The sequence below is a fragment of the Halomonas salinarum genome, assembly GCF_012062845.1.
In the GTDB taxonomy this organism is placed as follows: domain Bacteria; phylum Pseudomonadota; class Gammaproteobacteria; order Pseudomonadales; family Halomonadaceae; genus Onishia; species Onishia salinarum.
In genome coordinates this window covers 74,497-96,683 of record NZ_WWNB01000001.1, presented here as the reverse complement: position 1 = coordinate 96,683, position 22,187 = coordinate 74,497, and the positions used below count along the sequence as shown (strand labels likewise).

17 protein-coding genes are annotated in these 22,187 nt (G+C 62.6%); 2 read left to right on the top strand and 15 right to left on the bottom strand.

Annotated features, from left to right (window positions below; translation table 11 throughout):
- Window positions 1-9: 9 nt before the first annotated feature.
- The 14 genes from betT to HF027_RS00360 all read right to left on the bottom strand — a co-directional run bounded on the left by betT (window position 10) and on the right by HF027_RS00360 (window position 19,366).
- On the bottom strand, window positions 10-2,046 hold the full coding sequence (betT, locus tag HF027_RS00425; RefSeq protein WP_209316371.1) for a choline BCCT transporter BetT: 2,037 nt from the start codon (window positions 2,044-2,046) through the stop codon (window positions 10-12).
- Between the two features lie 460 nt (window positions 2,047-2,506).
- Complete coding sequence (locus tag HF027_RS00420; RefSeq protein ID WP_168011858.1) at window positions 2,507-3,181, bottom strand: hypothetical protein; 675 nt, start codon at window positions 3,179-3,181, stop codon at window positions 2,507-2,509.
- Window positions 3,182-3,351: 170 nt separating this feature from the next.
- On the bottom strand, window positions 3,352-4,065 hold the full coding sequence (locus HF027_RS00415) for a response regulator (RefSeq protein ID WP_168011857.1): 714 nt from the start codon (window positions 4,063-4,065) through the stop codon (window positions 3,352-3,354).
- 28 nt (window positions 4,066-4,093) lie between these two features.
- Window positions 4,094-5,533: an ATP-binding protein gene (locus HF027_RS00410; protein WP_168011856.1), complete on the bottom strand. Its 1,440-nt coding sequence runs from the start codon at window positions 5,531-5,533 to the stop codon at window positions 4,094-4,096.
- The gene (locus tag HF027_RS00405; RefSeq protein WP_168011855.1) at window positions 5,530-8,709 is read right to left on the bottom strand and encodes an efflux RND transporter permease subunit; all 3,180 of its coding nucleotides are present in this window, start codon (window positions 8,707-8,709) and stop codon (window positions 5,530-5,532) included. The genes HF027_RS00410 and HF027_RS00405 overlap by 4 nt, the downstream gene beginning before the upstream one ends.
- Window positions 8,706-10,079 (bottom strand): efflux RND transporter periplasmic adaptor subunit, encoded by a 1,374-nt coding sequence (locus HF027_RS00400; protein WP_168011854.1) that lies wholly within the window; start codon window positions 10,077-10,079, stop codon window positions 8,706-8,708. The genes HF027_RS00405 and HF027_RS00400 overlap by 4 nt, the downstream gene beginning before the upstream one ends.
- 134 nt (window positions 10,080-10,213) lie before the next feature.
- Window positions 10,214-11,266 (bottom strand): LacI family DNA-binding transcriptional regulator, encoded by a 1,053-nt coding sequence (locus tag HF027_RS00395; protein ID WP_245184379.1) that lies wholly within the window; start codon window positions 11,264-11,266, stop codon window positions 10,214-10,216.
- 122 nt (window positions 11,267-11,388) lie between these two features.
- The gene (locus tag HF027_RS00390; RefSeq protein ID WP_168011852.1) at window positions 11,389-12,495 is read right to left on the bottom strand and encodes an ABC transporter ATP-binding protein; all 1,107 of its coding nucleotides are present in this window, start codon (window positions 12,493-12,495) and stop codon (window positions 11,389-11,391) included.
- Between the two features lie 47 nt (window positions 12,496-12,542).
- Complete coding sequence (locus HF027_RS00385) at window positions 12,543-14,168, bottom strand: alpha-glucosidase (RefSeq protein WP_168011850.1); 1,626 nt, start codon at window positions 14,166-14,168, stop codon at window positions 12,543-12,545.
- Window positions 14,169-14,194: 26 nt separating this feature from the next.
- Window positions 14,195-15,037 carry a carbohydrate ABC transporter permease gene (locus HF027_RS00380; protein ID WP_168011848.1) on the bottom strand — a complete coding sequence of 281 codons (843 nt, stop codon included), beginning with the start codon at window positions 15,035-15,037 and terminating at the stop codon, window positions 14,195-14,197.
- The gene (locus HF027_RS00375) at window positions 15,034-16,011 is read right to left on the bottom strand and encodes a carbohydrate ABC transporter permease (protein WP_168011846.1); all 978 of its coding nucleotides are present in this window, start codon (window positions 16,009-16,011) and stop codon (window positions 15,034-15,036) included. Before HF027_RS00375 ends, HF027_RS00380 begins: the two co-directional genes overlap by 4 nt.
- A 12-nt stretch (window positions 16,012-16,023) precedes the next feature.
- Window positions 16,024-17,289 carry an ABC transporter substrate-binding protein gene (locus tag HF027_RS00370; protein WP_168012232.1) on the bottom strand — a complete coding sequence of 422 codons (1,266 nt, stop codon included), beginning with the start codon at window positions 17,287-17,289 and terminating at the stop codon, window positions 16,024-16,026.
- A 236-nt stretch (window positions 17,290-17,525) separates the two neighbouring features.
- Window positions 17,526-18,452 (bottom strand): LysO family transporter, encoded by a 927-nt coding sequence (locus HF027_RS00365; protein WP_168012231.1) that lies wholly within the window; start codon window positions 18,450-18,452, stop codon window positions 17,526-17,528.
- Window positions 18,453-18,637: 185 nt separating this feature from the next.
- Window positions 18,638-19,366, bottom strand: a complete 729-nt coding sequence (locus tag HF027_RS00360; RefSeq protein WP_168011844.1) for a hypothetical protein — start codon at window positions 19,364-19,366, stop codon at window positions 18,638-18,640.
- Window positions 19,367-19,555: 189 nt separating this feature from the next.
- On the opposite strand from HF027_RS00360, the gene HF027_RS00355 reads away from it, so the two are divergent.
- Together HF027_RS00355 and HF027_RS00350 are read left to right on the top strand one after the other, a co-directional pair.
- Window positions 19,556-20,113 carry a DJ-1/PfpI family protein gene (locus HF027_RS00355; protein ID WP_168011842.1) on the top strand — a complete coding sequence of 186 codons (558 nt, stop codon included), beginning with the start codon at window positions 19,556-19,558 and terminating at the stop codon, window positions 20,111-20,113.
- A 279-nt stretch (window positions 20,114-20,392) separates the two neighbouring features.
- Window positions 20,393-20,977 carry a TetR/AcrR family transcriptional regulator gene (locus tag HF027_RS00350; protein WP_168011840.1) on the top strand — a complete coding sequence of 195 codons (585 nt, stop codon included), beginning with the start codon at window positions 20,393-20,395 and terminating at the stop codon, window positions 20,975-20,977.
- Window positions 20,978-21,120: 143 nt separating this feature from the next.
- Here the strand turns inward: HF027_RS00350 and HF027_RS00345 are convergent, their stop codons facing one another.
- Window positions 21,121-22,089, bottom strand: coding sequence for a 2-hydroxyacid dehydrogenase (locus tag HF027_RS00345; RefSeq protein WP_168011838.1), 969 nt, complete (start codon window positions 22,087-22,089; stop codon window positions 21,121-21,123).
- Window positions 22,090-22,187 lie beyond the last annotated feature (98 nt).

The window sequence follows — 22,187 nt, the reverse complement described above, 5'->3', positions numbered from 1 at the left end:
CGTTAGCGCCTAGGTCGCGTTGGGCATGGTATCCATATCACCGACCGAACCCGGCATGGCGGGGACGGCACCGGCTTCCCTGGCCGTGCTCAGGAACTGCAGATGACGTTCGTACTCGGCAAGAACGTCATGCACCACCTGATTACGGGTACAACCGTTGAGGTCCTGTCCCAGCGCACCTTCGGCCAGGTAGACATCCAGGCGCAGGTAGTAGTCATCATCCGCCTGGAGGAAGCTTGGCGTGCGCATACGATGCGAGCGTACCTCGTAGACGAAGCTTGGCGCTTCCTCGAGATCGACCTGCAGCGTTATCCGCGGCAGCGCTTCATCCTCACTCTGTATCTCGCTGACGTAGGCGGCCTGGCCGCGGCTCTTGAGCTCCTCGGCGAGCTGGGTCAGTGCCGGGCGGATAGCGTGCTCGATGGTCGCCGCCGTACCGGCTCGGCTAGAGGTATCCAATGCCCGGTCGAGGCGCTCGCGCCAGTCACCCTGGACGGCACCGCTGCTGACTTGCTGGCGAGCATTGGCCTTGCGGGTTTCCAGGCGCAGGGCGCGGGTCAGACCGGCCATGATGGCAAATATCACCAGCGAGAAGGGCAGGGCGGTGATCACCACGGCGCTTTGCAGGGCGTTGAGACCGCCGGCCATCAGCAGGGCGATGGTGATCAGACCGATCACCGCGGACCAGAAGATGCGTAGCCGGATCGGCGCGTCGTGGTTCACGTCAGACAGGATGGTGGTGAAGTTCGCCAGTACCAGGGCGCCGGAGTCGGCGGAGGTAACGAAGAACACCACACCCAGCACGGTGACCACCGAGGCGGTGATGCCGATGTAGGGATACTGCTCGAGGAAGGTGTAGATGGTGGTCTGCGGGCTCGACAGCGCCTGCTGACCGAGTTCCACCAAGCCTTGATTGGCGACCATATCGATGCCGCTGTTACCGAATATCGACATCCAGGCCATCATGAAGCCAAGCGGGATCAGCAGAGCACCGGTGACGAATTCACGGATGGTGCGGCCACGGGAGATGCGGGCCAGGAACAAGCCGACAAATGGCGTCCAGGCGATCCACCAGCCCCAGAAGAAGATCGTCCACCAGCCCATCCACTGCTGAGCATCGTCGCCGGCGAAGGCGTAGGTATCAAAGCTCTTGGCGAGGAAGCCACTCAGGTAGTCACCGGCATTCAGGACCAGTGCGTCGAGCAAGTGCAGGGTCTGACCCTGGAAGAGCACGAACAGCAGAAGCCCGGCGGCGAGCAGCATGTTGAACTCTGAGAGGCGGCGGATACCTTTCTCGACACCGGTGACCACCGAAATGGTCGCCAGTACCACTACCATCACGATCAGCACGACCTGGGTGGTCAGACTTTCGGGCACATCAAACATGAAGTTGAGCCCGTAGTTAAGCTGGATAACCCCGATGCCAAGGCTAGTGGCAATGCCGAAGACCGTGGAGATCACGGCGGTGATGTCGACCGCGTTACCGATAGGGCCATTGATACGGTTGCCGAGCAGCGGATAGAGGGCGCTGCGGATGGCCAGCGGCAGGCGATGGCGGTAGCTGAAGTAGGCCAGCGCCATGCCCATGAGCACATACATGCCCCAGCCGGTCAGCCCCCAGTGGAAGAAGGTCTGGGGTACGGCATTGCGCAGGGCCGCTGCGCTTTCCGGCGGCATGTCGGGCGGCGTCAGGAAGTGCGACAGCGGCTCGGCCACGCAGAAGAACAGCAGGTCGATGCCGATGCCCGCCGCGAACAGCATGGATGCCCAGGAGAGCAGCGAGAATTCCGGCCGTGAGTGGTCCGGCCCCAGGCGGATCGAGCCGGCCCGGGAGAAACCGATCACTACCACGAAGATCAGGTAGGCGACGGCGGCCAGCATGTAGTACCAGCCGAAGGTGTCGTTTATCCAGGCGAGGCCCGAGTCGAAGATGGCACCAGCCTTCTCGGTGAAGGACATGGTGAAAATCAGGAACAGCAGAATACCGGCCGCTGACCCGATGAAGACGACGGGATTAATGCGATCTCGTCGTTCGGTGGCTTTCATGTCTTGCGCCATGATGGGCAGACTCCCTTGTGTCGTGGAAGAAGGTACTTCTTTTTGTTAATTGAACGCACAATTAATAAAATAGCGATAAACGTAATCTGCCGCACACCGCTTGTAGGGCAGGTGCTACAGAACGTCTTGTCATGGCAATGGCGTCATCCCATGACGGCTTTTTATTGATTGACCGTCCAATTAAAGTACAGGCTTCTGAGAGAACCTTCAACCGTTGTGGTCGACGTCCCCTGTGACTGGCAACGCGCTCTTGGCGTTTCCTGCACAGAGGCAAGAGGCGGTTCGAGTCGGCAGGTGAGTGGAGCCATGGGCGCCTTGGCCTCGGTCATAGGCGTCTCGAAGGGGAGTGGCTCGGGCTTTTTATGCACAACGCCTGGCACAAGGCTAGGCGTTGTCTTTCGAGGATTGGGAGGCCGTCATCAGGTAGGGTGACAAGGCCTGAGAGCACTCAGTTGTCGCGGTGGGCCTGGTCGTGCTGGTGGGACTCGCCGCGCTGATGGCCTCCCTTGTCACCATGATGACCGTGCGGGTGCTGGCTACGATGCGGCATCATGACAAGCGAAAGGGCATGGCGCTGCTCCTCGGTGAGCACCTCGGCAAGCGCCGCCTCATGCTCGCGGCGAAGCGCCTCGATGGCGGCGCGCCTGTCGTCGCGGCTGGCGAACTCCTCGTCGTGCAGGGCGCGCAGCTTGTTGATCAGGGTCTGATGCGCCTCGTGCAGGGAGGTGCGCTCCTCGTCGCTCAGTGACCAGCTGGCAAAGAGTGCACCCAGTCGTTCCTGCTGCTGGTCATGTCGAGTTTCATGATGTTGCCCGCCGGTGTGACGTGCCTCCCGAGCAGTCTGTAGATGGGTGAGCTGCTCCTCGGTGAGGATCTCATCGATGGCAGCACTCTGCTCTGCGCGAAGCGTCTGGCGCTCTTCCTGGAAGCGCTGATGCGGTTCCTTGAGGGCTTGGCGCTGCTCTTCCGTGAGGTTGAGCTCTGCCATCATCTCCAGGTGCGGTCCCTGATGAGGGCCGCCTGCCTGGCGGGCATCCGACTGCATGCCAGCCGCGGCGGTCACCGGAAGGATGAGGCTCGATATCAGGCCGATGGCGATCAGGTGACGTCTGAATCGGTTCATGCGAACACTCCTGTCTGTCTGCTTGGCAACCCGAGCCGCTGATCGACTCGGGTTAGTCGGAGTATCCGCTGGCATTGTGGCGCCAATGTGCAGCGATTGGGACAACAATCAGCACCTGCGGAGTTCTTGGCTGCCGCTCTCGCCTTGATGCATCGATTCAGCCCACCGGCTCACTCTATCGGCTCTGGCTCGTACTTGTAGCCGACGCCATAGATGGAGCGAATCACCTCTCGTTCGGGCCAGACGCCGGCCATCTTCTTCCTGAGCTTCTTGACATGCGAGTCCACGGTGCGCTCTGAGACGATGCGATGATCGCGATACATGTGATCCATCAGCTGGTCCCGCGAGAAGATGCGTCCCTGGGCATTCATCATCACCTTGAGCAGCTTGTATTCGACTGCCGTCAGCGCCAGGTCATGACCATCGGCGAGTGCCTGCCAGCCATCCTCGTTGAGGACCAGCTCACCGGGTGCTCCCGGGGCGCCCGGTCGCTCCTGAGGAAGCGCCTGGCTGCGCCGCAATACCGCCTTGATGCGAGCGACGACCTCACGCGGGCTGAAGGGCTTGCAAATATAGTCGTCGGCGCCGAGCTCAAGGCCCAGCAGGCGATCCACCTCCTCGACCCGAGCGGTCAGCATGATCACGGGTAGCTGCGGCCAGCGATCACGGATCTGGCGGCACAGCACCAAGCCGTCGGTGCCGGGTAGCATCAGGTCGAGCAGTACCAGCTCAGGCTGCTGATCGCTGAGCCAGGGCATCACGTCATCGCCATGGTCGAGATGAAAGGGCGTATAGCCGCTACCGTTGAGGTAGTCGCCGATTAGACGGGCGATCTTGGGTTCATCCTCGACGATCAGGATGCGATCGGGGGAAGCCTGTGTCATGCCGATGTCTCCGTGTGTTCCATAGGTGTCAGTGAGGCTTGGTCAACAAGGGGAATTCGATCGTCCAGCGTAACCCGCCAAGCGAGGAAAGTGAGGCATGAAGGGTGCCGCCGTGGGCGCTGATCAGTGCCGCGGCAATCGAGAGCCCGAGACCGGAGCCGCCGCTCTTGCGGTTGCGCGAGCCCTCGACACGATACAGCCGCTGGGTGAGGCGCTCGAGCTCGGCCTCGGGCACACCGGGAGCGCTGTCCTCCCAGATGAGTTGGGCCCTGTCAGCGTTTACCTGAAGATAAACGCGCAGTTCTCCCGGCGCCGTGGTGTAGGCCAGGGTGTTGTCGATCAGGTTGCTCCACAGCTGACGCAGTCGTTGGGCATCGCCGCGAATCATCATCGAATCCGGAATATCGCTTACAAGGCCGATCCCGTGTTCGTCGATCCAGCCCCTGGCATCGTCGAGGCGGCTCTCTAGGCTCTCGGCCAGATCCAGCGGGGCCAGCGACACCTCCAGGGCCCCGGCATCGCTCTGGGCGAGGAGGCGCAGATCACCGACCAGGCGCTCGAGCTGACCGACCTCCTGGGACAGCGAGTCCAGGTTGTCCTGATCCAGCGGTCGGATGCCGTCCTGCATGGCCTCGATCTCGCCGCGCAGCACGGCAAGCGGGGTACGCAGTTCATGGGCAATATCCGTCACCCAGCGCTGGCGGGATTCACGGTTGGCCTCAAGGGTCGCGGCCAGCACATTGAAGTCCTGTGAGAGGCGCGACAGCTCATCGCGTCCGCGCTCGGTGAGCCGCGCGCCATAATCTCCCTGGGTGAGTCGGCGAGTGGCCAGGGCCATGTTCTGGGTACGTCGCCCGAGCCACCAGGACAAGCCGCCGGCCAGTAGCAGCGAGGCCAACACCAATGACGCGACGATGATGGCGAGGTTGCGCTGTTGCTGCTCGAGAAAAATCTTTTCCATGTGCTCCATCAGTTGGTCGGGGGGCACATAGCCCAGGGTGCCGACCTTGCGGCCCTCATGGCGAATCGGTATCCACTCGAGGTGAGCCGGCTGGCGGTCACGTCGCGGTGGCAGGCTGATGACCGGCAGGCCATTGGCATCATGGAGCACAAAATCACGGGCTTGGGTCATGTCGCGCTGGATACCGACCGGCGGCGGATGCCCCTCCGGCCACAGTTGGCGCCGCACCAGTTCGCGCCAGGCACGCGGGTCGGTACGCAGCCACTGCCAGCTTTCCTGGCGGCTCCATTCCTCGCTCAGGGCCTCGGCCAGATTATTGACAAGTGCGGCCTGGGTGGTCTCCAGGTAGTCGATGAAACCGTCATTGATGCTGCGCGACACCCCGACGAACACCAGCCCGGAGATCGCCACATTGACGATGAGGATGATCGCGAAAAGCTTCAGGCCCAGTACCGACAGGGCCGGACGCGCCAGGCGGCGTTTGGCAGGCGGGGCATGGTCGGTCATGGGGTCTCCGGGCTTTGAGTCTCAGGGGCTTTGGGGTGCGTCTCAAGGGCTTTGGGGTGCGTATCATGCCCGCCGGGCTCATCGCGTCGGGTCAGCCCCAGCGCATGGCGGGCATCCTCGATTAGTAGGTACAGCGAAGGCACCAGCAGCAGCAGGATCAGGGTCGCAAAGAGGATCCCGAAGCCGATCGAAACCGCCATCGGGATCATGAAACGCGCCTGTCGCGAGGTCTCGAAGATCATTGGTGCCAGGCCGAAGAAGGTGGTAAGCGTCGTCAGCAGGATGGGGCGCAGGCGTCGCAGGGCGGCGCCGATCACGGCACTGCGAGGATCGTCCCCGGCGCGGCGCCGCCGGTTCGCGTTATCGATCAACACCAGGGCGTCGTTGATGACGATGCCCGACAGCGCCAGCATGCCCAGCAGGCTGATCACCGACAGGCCGAAGCCCATCAGCTGATGGCCGATGATCGCGCCGATCAGGCCGAAGGGAATCGCTGCCATGACCAACAGCGGTTGAAGGTAGCTGCGAAAGGGAATGGCCAGCAGCAGATAGAGGGCGGCCAGGGTAAAGAGCAACGAGGTCTGAAGGCTCTTCAGGTTGTCGTCGGTTTCCTGTTGGCGTCCTCCGTAGCCAATCGCAAGCCCCGGCAAGTCGGCGCGTAATTGGGGAAAGACGTCCTCTTCGAGGCTTGTGATGACGCGATTGACCGCCGGTGGCGGGGTGACGTTGGCGGTGACGTCGATGACCCTGCGCCCGTCGATGCGGGTAATGCTTGACGCGGCCGTGTCGGCAATGACGTTGGCGACCCGCGAGAGGGGCACCTCGATGCCATCCGGCGTCAGCACGCTAAGGCGCTCGAGCTGGGCGAGGCTGGTGCGGTCGCTCTCGGGTAGCAGTACCTTGACCTCGACCTCATTACGGCCCTGCTGTTGCTTGAGGGCAGTCGCGCCCTGCAGTGGGCCGCGCAGTTGGCTTGCGAGCCCGCTGCCGTCGAGCCCCAGGGCACGGCCGGTCGTGGTCAGTGACAGGCGCAACTCGCGCTTGCCGTCTTCCAGGCCGTTGTCGATATCGGAGAGTGGTTGATAGTCGGCGAGGCGCTCGGCAAGACGCTTGGCGGCCTTTTCCAGCGAGGCGCTGTCATTGGCCGATAGGCGAACGGTCAGTCCGGCACCGCTGCCGGGGCCGCCCACATCGGACGCGAACCGCAATGACTCGGCGCCTGCCGGATGGCCGACTTCCTCCCGCCAGGCACGGCTTAGCCGGCCGGTGGACCAGTTATCGTCGACCTCGCTATCCAGAAAGGCCACGACGCTCAGGCTGTCGGCATCGATGGTGGCGCTGCTGGCAGCAAGGACCGGGCCGTCATCCCGCGCTTCGAGCCGCTTAAGGGCGGCGAGCAGCTGGTTGCGCAAGGCCCTGTCCTCGCTGATCGGGCTACCGGCGGGCAGATTGGCCGTGACGCCAGCCTGATGTGATTCCACACGTGGCATGAGGGTGAAACCGAGCCGGCCACTGCTGAGCCACCCGAGCGCTAGAATCAACATCGCAAGGGCCAGCGCCACGGTAAGGCCACGGTAGTCGAGGCTTCGCTCGAGCAGCGAACGAAAGGGCCCCTTGGTAAAGCGGTCGAGGCCCCCCTGCACGCGGCGGCGGAGCCGGTCCAGCGGCGCCAAAAGGCGATTGGGTGCCGTGCTTTGGTGGCTCAGGTGGGCAGGGAGGATGAAGACCGCTTCGATCCAGCTCAGGGCGAAGATGCAGATCACCACCAGGGGAATGATGCCGAAGATCAGACCGAGAAAGCCTGGCAGGAACAGCAGCGGAAGGAAGGCGACGATATTGGAGAGAATCGCGAAGGCCAGCGGAACCGCGATCTCCTTTGCCCCGAGAATGGCCGCCTGCCTGGGGCTGAAGCCGCGCTCCCGGTAGGCATGAATGTTCTCGCCGACGATGATGGCGTCGTCGACCACGATGCCCAGTGCAATGATGAAGGCGAACATCGAGATCATGTTGATCGAGACGTCGACCAGTGGCAGGAATAGCAGCGCCCCCAGGAAAGCGGTGGGAATGCCCAGGGTGACCCAGAAGGCCAGACGCGCCTCGAGGAAGAGCCCGAGCAGTACCAGTACCAGGCCAAGCCCTAACCAGGCGTTCTTGAGCAGCAGCTCGAGGCGGTCCTGATAGATCTCTGAGTCGTCGTCGGCGACGCTCAGCGACAGGCCTTCGGGAAGGCTGGCGCGCAGGGTCGGCAGTAGCGCCCGGGTCGCGGCCGAGAGCTCGGTGGGTGTCTGATTGCCGACCTGATAGATATCCAGACCGATGGCGGGTTGGCCGTTGTAGAGCACTTCGCTGTCACTGTCGGCAAAGCCGTCCCTGACGGTGGCGATGTCACCCAGGCGAACCACACTGCCATCCTGGGTCGACAGTACCGGCAGTCGAGCGAAGTCTTCGGCTCCTTCGCGACGGGCCGCGTAGCGCACCATGTACTCGCCATCGCGAGTATCAAGACTGCCACCGGCAAGGTTAAGCGCCTCGTTGGCGATGCGGGTCGCCAGGTCATCATGGTCGAGGCCGAAGCGGTGCAGCGCTGTCTGGTCGAGGGTCACCTGCACCTGTCGGTCCCGAATGCCAGACAGTTCGACCTTGGTGATGGCATCACTGGACAGAAGCTCGCTGCGCAGCCGCTCGCCCACGTTGCGCAGGGTCAGGTCATCGCTGTCGCCATGAAGCATCAGCTCGATGACCTCTCGGGAATGGCCACTCAGCGAGTAGCTGGGCGTCTCGGCTGCGTCCGGCAGGGTAGTCAGGGAATCGATGGCCTGCTGGATGTCCTGATAGGCGCGCATCGATTCGATGCCGTCCTGCAGCTCGACCGATAGCGAACCACTGCCTTCTCTGGCGGTGGCGGTGATCTTTTCGATGCCATCGACCCCCTGTACCGCCGACTCCATGGCCAGCAGCAGGCTCTGTTCGACCTCTTCGGGCGTCGCGCCTGGATAGCTCACCGAGACGTTGACGTTTTCCAGCGTGAAGCTCGGGAAGACCTCCTTGGTGATCAGGGTGGAGCTCCACAGGCCGCCGAGGATCAGGCATAGCATCAGCAGGTTGGCGGCCACGCCATGGTCTCGCATCCAGGCGATGGGGCCGCGGATGGAAGGGTCGTTGGGGGCTTGGCTCATGCGCTGGCCTCCTGACGAGCGCTTGCGTTCTCCTCGCCTGTTGAGGACGGCGGCGTCGAGGTGCCCTCGTCAGTCGCTGCTCCAGCAGGTGGTGAAGCGTCGCGTACTCGTGATGATATGCTCGAAGCGGCCGATGCATCAGCGGGCGTCATGGCATCATTGTCTGCGTCGTTTTTCTCATCGGCGAGATCTCGATCACGTGCCTTGAGGGCCATGCCGGCCTCTGCATTGGCCAGGTTACCCAGCACCACGCGCTCGCCGTCGGCAAGTCCCGCCTCGACCAGTGCGGCCTCGTCGCCCCGATGGGTGATGTCGATGTCACGCATGCGTAAATGATCGTTCTCATCGAGCACCCAGACCTGGCGATTGCCACGCAGGGCCGAGATCGGCAGACGGACCAACTGGCGTGTCTGGCGCGGGTAGAGACGGGCTTCTAGCAGATCCCCCAGGCGCAGCGCCGGGGCCGCCTCATGTTCAAGTGCCAGCGGATCGTCCACCGCTACCATGACCTGAGTCATCAAGCCGTTTTCCTCGAGGCTTGGCAGCACGCTCCAGACTTCCCCCTCGCGGATCTGGCCGTTCGGCCAAGCGGGACTCTCGAGTTCCACACGGCTGCCTTCGCCGTCGGCATCGTGCGTGGCAAGCCAGCCAAGCACCTCTTGAGGCAGGTTGAGGCGTACCCAGAAGCGGTCGATCCCGACTAGGCTGAGGATATCGGCATAGGCGCCGAGTCCGGCGCCTTCGCCGACCAGCTTCTCCTGAATGACGGCATCAAAGGGCGCGGTGATCTCGGTGCGGTCGAGGTCGGCCTGGGCCCGGTCACGCTGAGCGCGAGCGGTCTCGACGGCGGCCTTGGCGGCCTTGAGCTGGGGCTCGCGCAGTACCAGGGCACGACGGGCAGGTGGCAGGTCGCGACCAAATGTCCTGTACTCGGCGGCGGCGCGGATCTGCTCGCCCTGCTCGGAGGCAAGATCCGCCTCGGCGCTTGCGAGTGCCGCCTCTGCCTCGCGCAGGGCCAGTTGGTAGTCGGTACGCTCGAGTCGCGCCAGCCACTGGCCCTTGGCGACACGGCGTCCGGGCTCGACCTCTGGCGCGAAGGCCTCCAGACGACCGTTGATCGAGGTCGACAGTGTCGTCTCGCGCGCGGCCAGCACCCGGCCATGGGCACTCAGCACCGGTGCCTCGGCTTGGTGCTCAACCGTCATCACCTCGACGCGGGGCACCGGGCGCTCGGTCGGCGCACGCTTGGGCGCTTGCGGCCGATGGGTAAGCCAGTAGCCGGCCACGGCGACGGCAAGCGCCAGAATCGCGATCGCCGACAGTCTCGCCAGCCATGGGCGGCGAGGAGGATGAGATGGTGAGGCAGACATGAAGACTCCAATCAGCCGGAAGCGAGCGAGCCATCCATGATGACATGCTCGCTGATGGGAAGCGGGGAAAGAACGTGCAACCCGAAGGAGCCGCCGGAGCTAGCGTCATGCTTGCCCAGGCGCCGGTCAGCGTCTCAAGGACAGGTGTCACCGATGATCAGCTCGGTGTGCAGCATGCGGTCTTCACGGGTCTCCAGGCCGAGGATCATGCGCGCGGCGATGCGTCCCTTTTCGACGCTGTTCTGGCGCACCGTGGTCAGGCGCGGGCCCCGATTCTGGCCCTCGGCGATACCGTCGAACCCGGTAATGCGCAGGTCCTCGGGAACGCGTATGCCACGCTGCTCGGCCAGTGTAAGCACCGTCAGGGCGATACGGTCCGACATGCACAGCAACAGATCGGGGCGCTCATCGTCGGGCAGGTCGAGGATCGCCGCGATCACCGGAGCACAGACCTCGTAGGTATTTTCCTCGATGTTCCACATCGGCACGTTGGCAGCAACAAAGCCGTGCTTCTCAAGGGCGTCATGGAAGCCTGCCAAGCGCGAGCGGGTGATGGTCTGACCCGCGACCAACAGCGTGTGCTCATCGGTGATCCTGCCGTTGCATGGTGTTTCGGTGAGGCGCAGGTTGATGATGCCGGGGCGCTTTGGGGGCGAGGCCAGGGCATGAGTGGCGATGGCATGGCTGGCCGGCTCGTTATCGACATGCACGCTGGGGCGTTCGTTGATATCGAAGTCCACCGCGATCATGGGCCGTTCGGCTGGCAGATCGGAAAGCACCTTCATGCTCGGCATCAGGCCATAGACGATGAAACCGTCGGCGATATTGGCAGAGCCGGGTGCCTGTGAGACGTGCTGCCGACCGGAGAGCAGCAGCAGGGTGTGACCATGCGTATCCAGCACCTCGGCGATGCCGGCCAGCAGTTCACTGGCGACGGCATCATTGAGGCTGTAGGTCAGGGTCTCGGCGAGCACCACGGCGATGATCCGCGAGCGGCCGGTACGCAGGCTACGTGCCTTGGCATCGGGACCCGAATAGCCCAGCCGGCTGGCTTCGCTGAGAATACGTTCGCGAAGGCGGGGTGACAGCTGGTCGGGGCGATTGAAGGCATTGGAGACGCTGGCCGTGGACACGCCGAGCTCCAGCGCCAGGTCTTTCAGGGTGATGCGGGGTGGGGCGTGACTCACAGGCGATTCCATGACGATGATCTCGGCCTGATGATACCCGTGGAAACTGGGGTTTGATAGGTTCGCCCGGTACCGGCCAAGCCGTGCCGGGCGCTACCACATCGCTTGGAAGTGACTGATTTTCACGCAGCAGCGGCGGTCGTTGCGAGCATCAGCGCTCGCTCCTGTGAATCGAACAGATGAACGTGATCAAGCTGTGGGACCAGCGCGACCTTTTGGCCGACTTGCCACTGGCTGGGGGCCTCGCTGCGGTGGATCAACAGTGTGTCGCCGGCCTTGGGCTCGAGATAGACATAGACCTCGTTGCCCAGGTACTCGACGTTGACGATCTCGAAGCTATTCTCGCCTTCGGCCTTGGCGAGGCTCAGGTGCTCAGGGCGCACGCCAAGCGTCAGGGCCGCGCCCTTGGGCTGTGTACTTGCATCATGGGGCAGGTCCAGTTCACCCAGGCCCGCGGCCTTGAGCTTGCATCCTTCGCTGTGGCTGCTCATCAGCTCCGCGGGCATGAAGTTCATGGTCGGCGAGCCGATGAAGCCGGCAACAAAGCGGGTAGCGGGCTGCTGATAGAGCGTCTGGGGGCTGCCCACCTGCTCGATGCGCCCGTCACGGAGCACCACGATCTTGTCAGCAAGCGTCATGGCTTCGACCTGATCGTGGGTGACATAGATCATGGTCGAGCCCAGGCGATGATGCAGGCGGGCGATCTCGTTGCGCATCTGCACGCGCAGCGAGGCATCCAGGTTGGAGAGCGGCTCGTCGAATAACAGGATACGTGGCTCGCGGGCCATGGCCCGGCCCATGGCGACCCGCTGACGCTGGCCCCCGGAAAGCTCCTTGGGCTTTCTGTGCAATAACTCTTCGAGCTGAAGGATGCGGGCGGTGTCCATCACCCGCTGCTCGATGCCCTGCTTGTCGGTCTTGGCCAGCTTGAGGCCGAAGGCCATGTTCTCGTAAACCGTCATGTGCGGATAGAGGGCATAGGACTGGAAGACCATGCCCACGCCGCGCTCGCGGGGCGGAAGGTCGTTAACCAGGTCGTTGGCGAAGTGCATCTCGCCATCGGTGATCGACTCGAGCCCGGCGATCAGGCGCAGCAGGGTCGACTTGCCACAGCCAGAGGGGCCGACGAAGACCACGAACTCGCCATCGCCGACCTCAAGGTCGAGATCCTTGATGATGTGGGTACTGCCGAAGACCTTGTTGATCTTTTTGAGATTCACGCTTGCCATCTTGCGACTCCCTGCCGGTGCCTGTGGCACCGGCATCTGATAGTCAGTTAATCCAGCGAAATAAAGGCGGCCTGATAGGCCGGCAGGGTAAGGATGTCGCCATCGAGTGCCGCGGCGAAGCCGTGCCCCTGGAGCGGTGTGCCGGATTGCGGCAATGAGGTGCTCAGGGTGTCACCGGTCAGGTTGAAGAGGCACAACAAGTGTTCGCCATCCTGACCGTTACCGGTCTGGCGGATGAAACCCAGCAGGTCTTCGCCGACATCGACCAGTGTCAGATCGCCGTCGATCAGCGCCGGATGGACGCGACGGAAGGCCAGCATGGTGCGGGTGGCGTTAAGCACCGAACGGGGATCGTCCTGCTGGTTCTCGACGGCGAGCGGCAAATGGCGGGGCTCGACCGGTAGCCAGGGCTCGACGGCAGAGAAATCGCCCTGGGGGGCATGGCGCCAGGGCATCGGCGTGCGACAGCCGTCGCGGCCCTTGAACTCCGGCCACAGCACCTTGCCGTAGGGGTCCTGGATGCGCTCGAAGGGCACATCGGCCTCCGGCAGCCCCAGTTCTTCGCCCTGGTAGAGGCAGACGCTGCCGCGCAGCGACATCACCATGGCAAGCGCCACCTTGGGATAGGCCACGGGGTCCTCATCGGCGCCCCAGCGGGTGGCACTGCGCACCACGTCGTGATTGGAGAGCGCCCAGCACGGCCAGGCGTCGCCCGCCAGGCGCTGAAAACGTTCGATTACCTCACGGATATAGCCGGCCGAATGGGGCGCATTGAGCAGGTCGAAGCCATAGGCCATATGTAGCTTGTCGCCGCCGGCGGTGTACTCGGCCATGCGCTCAAGCGGGTTATCATCGCCGATCTCGCCCACTGTGGTGGTGCCGGGGAACTCGTCCATCAGGGCGCGCAGGTCCTTGAGGAAATTTAGATTCTCCGGGCGACTCAGGTCATAGATGTGGCGCTGCCAGGTATAGGGGTTGCTGTCCGGCGCGCCCAGGGTCTTGGTCTCGCCTGCCGGTACCGGCGGATTGTCACGAAGCTCAAGGTCGTGAAAGTAGAAGTTGACGGTGTCGAGGCGGAAACCGTCGACGCCGAGCTCGAGCCAGAAACGCAGGTTGTCGAGCTGTGCCTGGCGCGCCGCCGGGTGGTGGAAGTTAACGTCCGGCTGACTCTCAAGGAAGTTGTGCAGATAGTACTGGCGGCGGCGCGAGTCGAAGGTCCAGGCCGAGCCGCCGAAGATCGACAGCCAGTTGTTGGGCGGGGTGCCGTCGGGCTTGGGATCCGCCCACACGAACCAGTCTGCCTTGTCGTTGGTGCGGTCCTGGCGACTCTCCTGGAACCAGGGATGCTGATCCGAGGTGTGGCTGATCACCTGGTCGATCATCACCTTGAGGCCGAGGCCATGGGCGCGCTCGAGCAGCACCTTGAAGTCCTCGAGGGTGCCGAACATCGGGTCGACATCGCGGTAGTCGCTGATGTCGTAGCCGAAGTCGAGCATCGGCGAGGTAAAGAAGGGCGACAGCCAGATTCCATCGACATTGAGGCTTGCCACATAGTCGAGTTTCTCGGTGATGCCCGGCAGGTCGCCGATGCCATCGCCATTGCTGTCCATGAAACTGCGCGGATAGATCTGATAGATGACGCCGCCGCGCCACCAGAAGGTTGAGTCTTGCATCTTGGATTCCATCGATGACATGAGTGTTATCCCTTGACGGCGCCGGCGGTGAGACCAGAGACGATGCGGCGCTGGAAGATCATCACCAGGATGACCAGCGGCACGGTGACGGTGACCGAGGCGGCCATGATCGGCCCCCAGGGCAGCTCGTGCTGGCTACCGCCGGAGATCAGCGCGATGGCGACCGGCACGGTGCGCTGGCTGTCGGTGAGCGTGAAGGTCAGGGCGAACAGGAACTCGTTCCAGGCGGCGATGAAGGCCAGCAGCCCGGTGGTCGCCATGGCCGGCCACATCAGTGGCAGGAATACCTTGGTGAGGGTCACCCAGGGCGTGGCGCCGTCCATGATGGCAGCCTCCTCGAGCTCCATCGGCAGCTGACGCATGAAGGTGGTCAGCACCCAGACGGTAAACGGCAGGGTGAAGATGGTGTAACTCAGTATCAGGCCACCGGGGCTGTTGTAGAGGTTCAGGGTGCGGATGACTTCGAACAGGCCCGAGAGTACCGCCACCTGCGGGAACATCGACACGCCGAGCACCACCAGCATCACCGTGGTGCGGCCGCGAAAGCGTACCCGGCCCAGTGCGTAGGAGGCGGTGACGCCCAGCAGCAGGGCGATGAACACCACGCTGATGGCGACCAGGATCGAGTTGCCGATGGCCTGCACGAAGCTGTCCTGGGAGAAGATCTGTCGGTAGTTACTGAAGTCCACCGAGGACAGCCAGTAATCGACCTGAAACAGCTCGCTCGAGGGCTTCAGCGAGGTAATCACCGCGTAATAGAAGGGGAAGATGGCGTAGACCATGATCACCGCGATCAGGGCCCACTTGCCGACCTGTTTGGCGAGCTTTATCTGCTGATAACGGTTCATTCGTCGACTCCCAGCTGGCGGCGGCCCAGGTATAGATAGAGAACGGTGACCAGCGCGATGATCAGGAACAACAGGGTCGAGGCGGCGCTGCCATAGCCCACGTCCTGAAACTCGACCAGTTGCTGGCGGGCATAGATCGACATGGTCATGGTGTTGGTGGAGTTCGAGGTCAGCACATAGATGACGTCGAATACGCGCAGGGCATCGAGCAGGCGGAAGATCACGGCGACCAGCAGGGCCGGGGTGATCAACGGCAGGGTGACGCGGAAGAACACCTTGACCGGGTGGATGCCATCGACCTCGGCAGCCTCGTAGCAGTCCTTGGGCAGCATCTGCAGGGCCGCCAGCACCAGCAGGGCGACGAAGGGAATGGTCTTCCAGACGTCGACCATGATCACGGCCCACATCGAGAGGCTGGCATCGGCGGTCCATGCCAGGGGGGCATCGATCAGGCCCAGGGTCATCAGCAGGTGGTTGATGATCCCGAACTGGTCGTTGAGCATCCAGGCCCACATCTTGGCCGAGACGATGGTCGGGATGGCCCAGGGAATCAGCACCGCGGCGCGCACCAGCATGCGGCCCTTGAACTCGGCATTGAGCAGCAGGGCGACGATAATGCCGAACACCACTTCAAGGGATACCGATACCACCGAGAAGAACAGCGTGTTCCACACCGATTGCCACCACACGGGGTCGGTGAGGATGCCGTACCAGTTGCCGTCATCGAAGACCAGGTAGTTCTCGATGCCGATCCAGGCGGCACCGGCGGTATCCGACAGCGAGGCGTCGGTGAAACTGAAGTAGAAGGTCCGCGCCAGTGGCCAGCCGGCCACAAGCGCTAGCGTGATCAGCATCGGGATCAGGAATAGCCAGGCGGCGCGCACGCGCTGTCGACGGACCTTGGTGCCCCGGTAGCCTGCCTTGATAGCGTGCGCCCCCGCTTGGGAGGCGCTTTCGGTTGCAGGAGTGGACATGACGACCTCCGGTTACCAGCGACGACGCTTGATGCGTGACAGTTCGCTGTCCAGCTGGGACACCGCTTCGGCACCGGTCTGGTTGCCGGACAGCACGCTATGCGCGGCATTGAAGAAGCTGTTGCTGACCCGCCCGTAGTTGTCGCCGGTGGGGGCGGAGGGTCGGGCGACGGCATTGGTGAAGGTGTCGTAGAGCGTGCCGAAGAAGGGCACGGCCGCCAGTACTTCCTCGTCGTCATAGAGGCTGGCGATGGTCGGGTTATAGGCGCCCTGGATAGCGCGACGCTTCTGCTCGGCTTCGCCGGTCAGGAAGGCCACCAGATCGGCGGCGACGTCCGGTGACTCGGTGTACCTGGAAACCGCCAGGTTCCATCCGCCCAGCGTCGCGGCGCTCTCGCCTTCAGGCCCATGAGGCAGCTTGACCACGCCGACCTGGTCGCGGACGTCGCTGTCCTCGCTCTGGGCCAGCGACCAGGCGTAGGGCCAGTTACGCATGAAGACGGCATTGCCGGACTGGAAGACGCCGCGGGCTTCTTCTTCGGTGTAGTTGAGTGCGCCTTTCGGCGAGATGTTGCCGATCCAGCTTGCGGCCAGGTCGAGGGCCTCGGCGGCTTTGGCGTTATCGATGGTAATCTCGCCGTCGGTATCGACGATGGTGCCGCCGCCGTGACTCGCCACCCACTCGAGCGCGTTGCAGGTCAGGCCCTCGTAGGCGCGGCCCTGGAAGACGTAGCCCCACATCCTGTCATTGCCGGCGGCGCGCTCGGCGGCCTGAATCTCCTCGGCGATGGCGGTCATCTCTTCCCAAGTCTCGGGAGCCTCATGGCCATACTGCGCAAGTAGGTCCTTGCGGTAGTAGAGGACGCCGGCGTCGGTGAACCAGGGCATGGCCACCAGGCGTTCGTCGATGGTGTTATTGGCGACGATGGTCTCGAAGTGGCCCTCGGCGGCATCCGCGCCGAGTGTCTCCTTGAGGTCGAGCAGATGGTTGGCCAGCAGGCCCGGCCAGACCACATCGATCTGCATGACATCGATGTCGCTTGATTGAGCGGAGAGGATCTGCTGGTAGAGCGACAGCCTTTCGGTGGAGGAGTTGGGGGTCGAGACGATGTTGACGCTATGGCCGGTCTTGTTTTCCCAGGCCTTCACGCCTTCTTCACACAGGGCCAGCTCTGCACCGACGGCACCGCAGGAAATCGTCAGTTCAGCGGCCTGGGCTTGAGTGGCGATAGTGCCGGTAATGCTTGCCAGGGCGATGGCAGGTATCAGCTTCTTGATCATCAGGCATTCCTCGTCGTGTTCTTGTTGTGGGTGGGCGAGCGACCCTTGGTGAGCATCAAGGTCGGTTGAGGCATCAGGCAAAACTTAATCGTTTAAGTTGCGTGGTGTGTGAACACTAGCTCTGGCACCTACTGCCATCAACCTAGACTTTGGGTGTTTATACTTTGGTCTTAGTCAGGCGTGCGGGCCTCATGGGCCCGCCGCAGGCGGGAAGTGGTGTAACGAAGGCTAGATTAGAGCGACAACAGGAAAAGAATCAGCGGCGGGGAAAGCAGCGAGAGAATGAAGCCGCTGACCACGGCGATGGGCACGCAGGTCACGCCGCCATGCTGCTGGATGACCGGCAGGGTGAAGTCCATCGAGGTGGCTCCTCCATAGCCGATGGCCAGTGGCGTGGCGCGGTGAATCACCAGAGGGATCAGGATGAAGGCCATCAATTCCCGGGCCAGGTCATTGAAGAAGGCGACCCCACCCATCAGCGGACCCAGCTGATCGCCGATCAGGATGCCGGACAGCGAGTACCAGCCAAAGCCGGCGGCCATGGCCAGGCCTTCATTCCATTCAAGCGACATCAGAGGAGCGGCGATCAAACCGGCGACCAGCGAGCTCGCCACCACCGTGGCGGCGATCGCCAGGCCGTGACGGTTCAGCAAGATCTGGCGTAGCGACATACCGGAGTTGCGAAGCTGGCAGCCGATCAGCGCCAGCAGCAGGTAGAGCACCCACTCGGCCAAGGTTTCGGCGCCGCTATGCAGGCCCTCTATGGCTAACGCCTTGCCGATCAAGCCCAGCACAACGCCCGCCACTACCACAGCAACCAGCGATAGTGAGCCGCCCATGGCGGCAAGCTTGCTGGTAGGGGCGTTCTTTACTACCGGTGCGCCGCTTGTATGCAGGGCGCTGCGACGCGACAGCCACCATAAGGCGGGCAGGTTGCAGGCAGCGGTGATCAGAAACAGCAGCAGGGTCTGGCCGCCCAGGCGCGAAAGCTGTCCACTCAAGTTATCCAGGCCAGCGAGGCCCATCCCCATCAGCAGCAGGATGACGTAGATGGCAGCATTCACGGCGCGATTGACCCCCGCCAGCAGGCCTTTATGGGTCAGCGGCACCAGGTAGCCGAGGATAAGGGGCAGCAATACGATCAGCAGGCCGGACAGCATCGAGACTCCATGCATACGGGGTCGCCGACGCGGCGACTGGAAGGCGCCACTTTAACGAGACTCTTATATGAGGAGAAATGATTTTCACTGATAGGCTATCAACAAAGATGATGGAGAGCTGCCGGAGCGCGTTTGCCTATGGCGTCTAGCCCCTTTGACAGTCGCTGCATGGCCATCATCCGCTGTCAGTCGGTACTGGCGAGGTCATTGACGTGCAGGCTCCTCAGGCTCAGACGGCTCGTGCGTTTACCGTCCTTGAAATAGTCGGCCGCCAGCAGTAAGCCCGGTACCTCAGGAGTGAAGGTCAGTCGAAGGTCGCGATCGGGATGCTCGCCACGCCACAGCGAAATGGTCACGGCAGGGAAGCTGCCGACGGTGAGTTCAAGGGTGCTGGTGTCGAGCCGGCGGTAGAGAAAGGTTTCTTCCTCGCCCTTGTAGTTGGTGTAGGTCAGGGTGCAGGGCGCTACCTGGGGATGCCGGCAGGCGACCTGGTCGGCCTGTTGCGATAGCTGGAACAATGCGGCCTGGCGGTCGGGCCAGCGATCGAGTTCGCCCTGGCCCATGTGGTAATCCTCGCCAATGCCCAGCAGCGAGTAGCCACTGGCGTAGTCGCTACTATTCACTCCGTTCTCATCGATCGTGAAGCGACTGCGTTCCCAGCCGTTGGCCACGGCGATGGCGGCACGCATTTCGCTGATCCAGGCATCACCCCGGCGTTTGAGCGTGTGGTTGATGTTGGCATCTGGCCAGCCCTCTATTTCCAGTCGGTAGATGGCGTCGAAGGCGCGCGGCGATGAGGGTGTACCGGTCGCCCAGGCGCTGAAGGACATGGCAGAGGTGATGATAAGGGCAAGGACGAGACTTGGCAGCAGGGCTGTCGGGCGTCGCTTGCACCTGAGTAAAGCAAGTGTCATCGGTATTGCTCCCGAGCCTGCGTGTCGAAGGGGGACGCCTATCACCTTGATTGTGATAAGTGGCAGGAGGAAAGGTTCCGCGGCTATCGTTGCCAGATATTGCGCGCTAACCTGCTAGAGCAACCGCTATGGCGTCGCGATCCGTCGAGGTCGTGATGCTCCGTCACTTATGGACAAGAGGATGTTTCGATGGCCAAGCTATTGTTGATTGCCGGCGACTTCGTCGAGGACTACGAGATCATGGTGCCCTTCCAGGCCCTGCAGGCCATGGGCCATCAGGTGGATGCGGTGTGCCCGGACAGGCGTGAGGGCGATAGCGTCAAGACGGCCATTCACGATTTCGAGGGAGACCAGACCTACACCGAGAAGCCGGGGCATAATTTCGGGCTTAACGCGACCTTCTCCGAGGTCGATCCCGCCGACTACGATGGCCTGGTGGTGCCCGGTGGTCGGGCGCCCGAGTATCTGCGCCTCGATGAGCGGGTACTGGAGATGGTCCGTCACTTCTTCGATACCGACAAGCCGGTCGCAGCGATCTGCCACGGGGCGCAGCTGTTGGCGGCCGCGGTGTCTCTCGACAAGCGCCGTGTCTCCGCTTATCCGGCATGTGCACCTGAGGTCCAGCTGGCGGGTGGCGACTTCGCCGATATCGCGGTGACCGATGCCATCACCTGCGGCAAGCTGGTTACCGCACCCGCCTGGCCAGCGCACCCGGAATGGCTCAAGCAGTTTAATGCCCTCTTGTAACAACAAGCGCAAGAGTAACAACAAGAGTAAAAACAGTCGGTCATGACCACACCCTGAGAGGAGCATGTCCGCTGATAGGGTCAGACGTCGCCAGGCGTCTGACCCGGCACCTTGATCATTGAGCCCGTCATCATTGCCACTTTTCTGATCAAGTGTCAGGTCTTGCCGGTGCACCTCGCCGTTGCTTCGCACTCCCCGATGCCTTGCGTATGATGGTGTTCATCAGCCTTTCAGCGCTGTCTGCTTCTGATGTTTCACCCTTTCATGATGGTCCCGTCGATGACCACCAAGCATGCCACCACCCGCGACACCTTGATTCAGGTCGGTGCCGAACTGATTGCCGAGCAGGGCTACCATGCCACTGGCATCAATGCCGTCCTCAAGGCGTCGGCGGTGCCCAAGGGGTCCTTCTATCACTATTTCGCCAGCAAGGAAGATTTCGGGCTGGCCGTGATCGAGGCCTTTGCTCAGGCCTATGAGCAGCGCCTCGACGCATTGCTTGAAGACGACTGTCTTCCATTGGACCGGCTGCGACGCTTCTTTGCCGCCGGGCGTGCCGAGATGGCCGGTTGTGATCACAGTCGTGGTTGTTTGATCGGGAATCTCGGTCAAGAGCTATCGGCGCGCAACGCCCTGTTTCGCGAGCGGCTTGACGGCATCCTTCGTGAGTGGGAGCGACGCTTCGCGCACTGTCTGGATGATGCTCGAACCTTAGGGGAGCTTGCCCCGGATACCGACACCGAGGCCCTGGCGAGTTTTATCCTGAGTGGCTGGCAGGGTGCCTTGTTGCGGGCGAAGACCCTCAAGTCGGTAACGCCCATGGAGCACTTCGAAGCCATCCTGTTTGACCGTGCGCTGCACTGATCCTTGAGCCGACATGTTCTTTCAGGCCTTTGCCGTTTGGCGGGCAATCAAGAGCACCTGTCTGGTGTTTCCTTTCTCGATGTTGCTTCTTTTCTCGATGCAGTTTGAGGCTGAATGGCGCCGGGGGTGGCCGTCGATTGACGTTAGTATCCGGCGGCGGGGTCAACACTGGGTACGTGTTCGCCAGCCTGCCACGCTTTCAAGGTCTCAATGACCTGATCAAGAGCGGCATGACGGGGCGTGGGGGCGGCCATGTGCGGCGTTATCAATACTCGCGGGTGCCCCCAAAGCGGGTTGTCTGCAGGCAATGGCTCGGTGTCAAACGCGTCAAGCACCGCACCTCGCAGTCGCCCTCTGCCTTCGCCATCTGTCTTGTCGACACTCTCTTCTCCCTCGGCCATCCCCAGCGCCTCAAGCAGCGCGGCTTCATCGATCAGGCTTCCGCGTCCGGGATTGATCAGGCTGGCGCCGACGGGCAGGGCAGCCAGTGTCTCTGCATTGATGATCTGGCGGGTTGCCTGGGTGTTCGGCAGCAGTGTCACCAGGCTCTTGACCTGGCCGAGCAGCGCGGTGAGACCTGACTCGCCGTGATGGCAGGTGACGCCGTCCAATGTCTTGGGGCTGCGGCTCCAGCCGTGGACGGGGAAGCCATCGTCTGACAGTGCTTGCGCCACGCGCGCGCCGATAGCGCCGAGTCCCAGTACGCCAATGCCCCACTCCTCTTTGGGTACCAGCGGCTGCTCCTGCCATTGGAACCGTCTCTGCTGGCGAGCGTAACAGTCAAAGTCTCGCTGGAAGTGCAGTACGGCATAACGGACATAGTCGATCATCGGTCCGGCCATTCCGGCATCTCGCAGCTTGACGATAGGGATTCCCGCCGGAAGGGAAGGGTTGTTGAGCAGGGAGTCGACGCCTGCACCAAGGTTGATGATGCCCTTGAGCCCTGTCTGCTCCTCGAAAAGCCAGCTGGGTGGCTGCCAGGCGACAAGGTAGTCGGCGTTCTGACGGTCTTCCAAGGCGGCGTTGCTGGTCATTACCTTGGCCGTTGGCAGGGCACTGGCGATGGCGGTTTGCCACTGCTTGGCATCGGCTGCGTGAATCAGGATCTGCATGGCAGTTGGCTCCCTTGGAATAGTTCTGGTGAGAGGAGAGGGTACTTTTAATAGTCGGCGAGAAAAGGCCATAAAGCCTTTGACGGAGGGCTCGACGC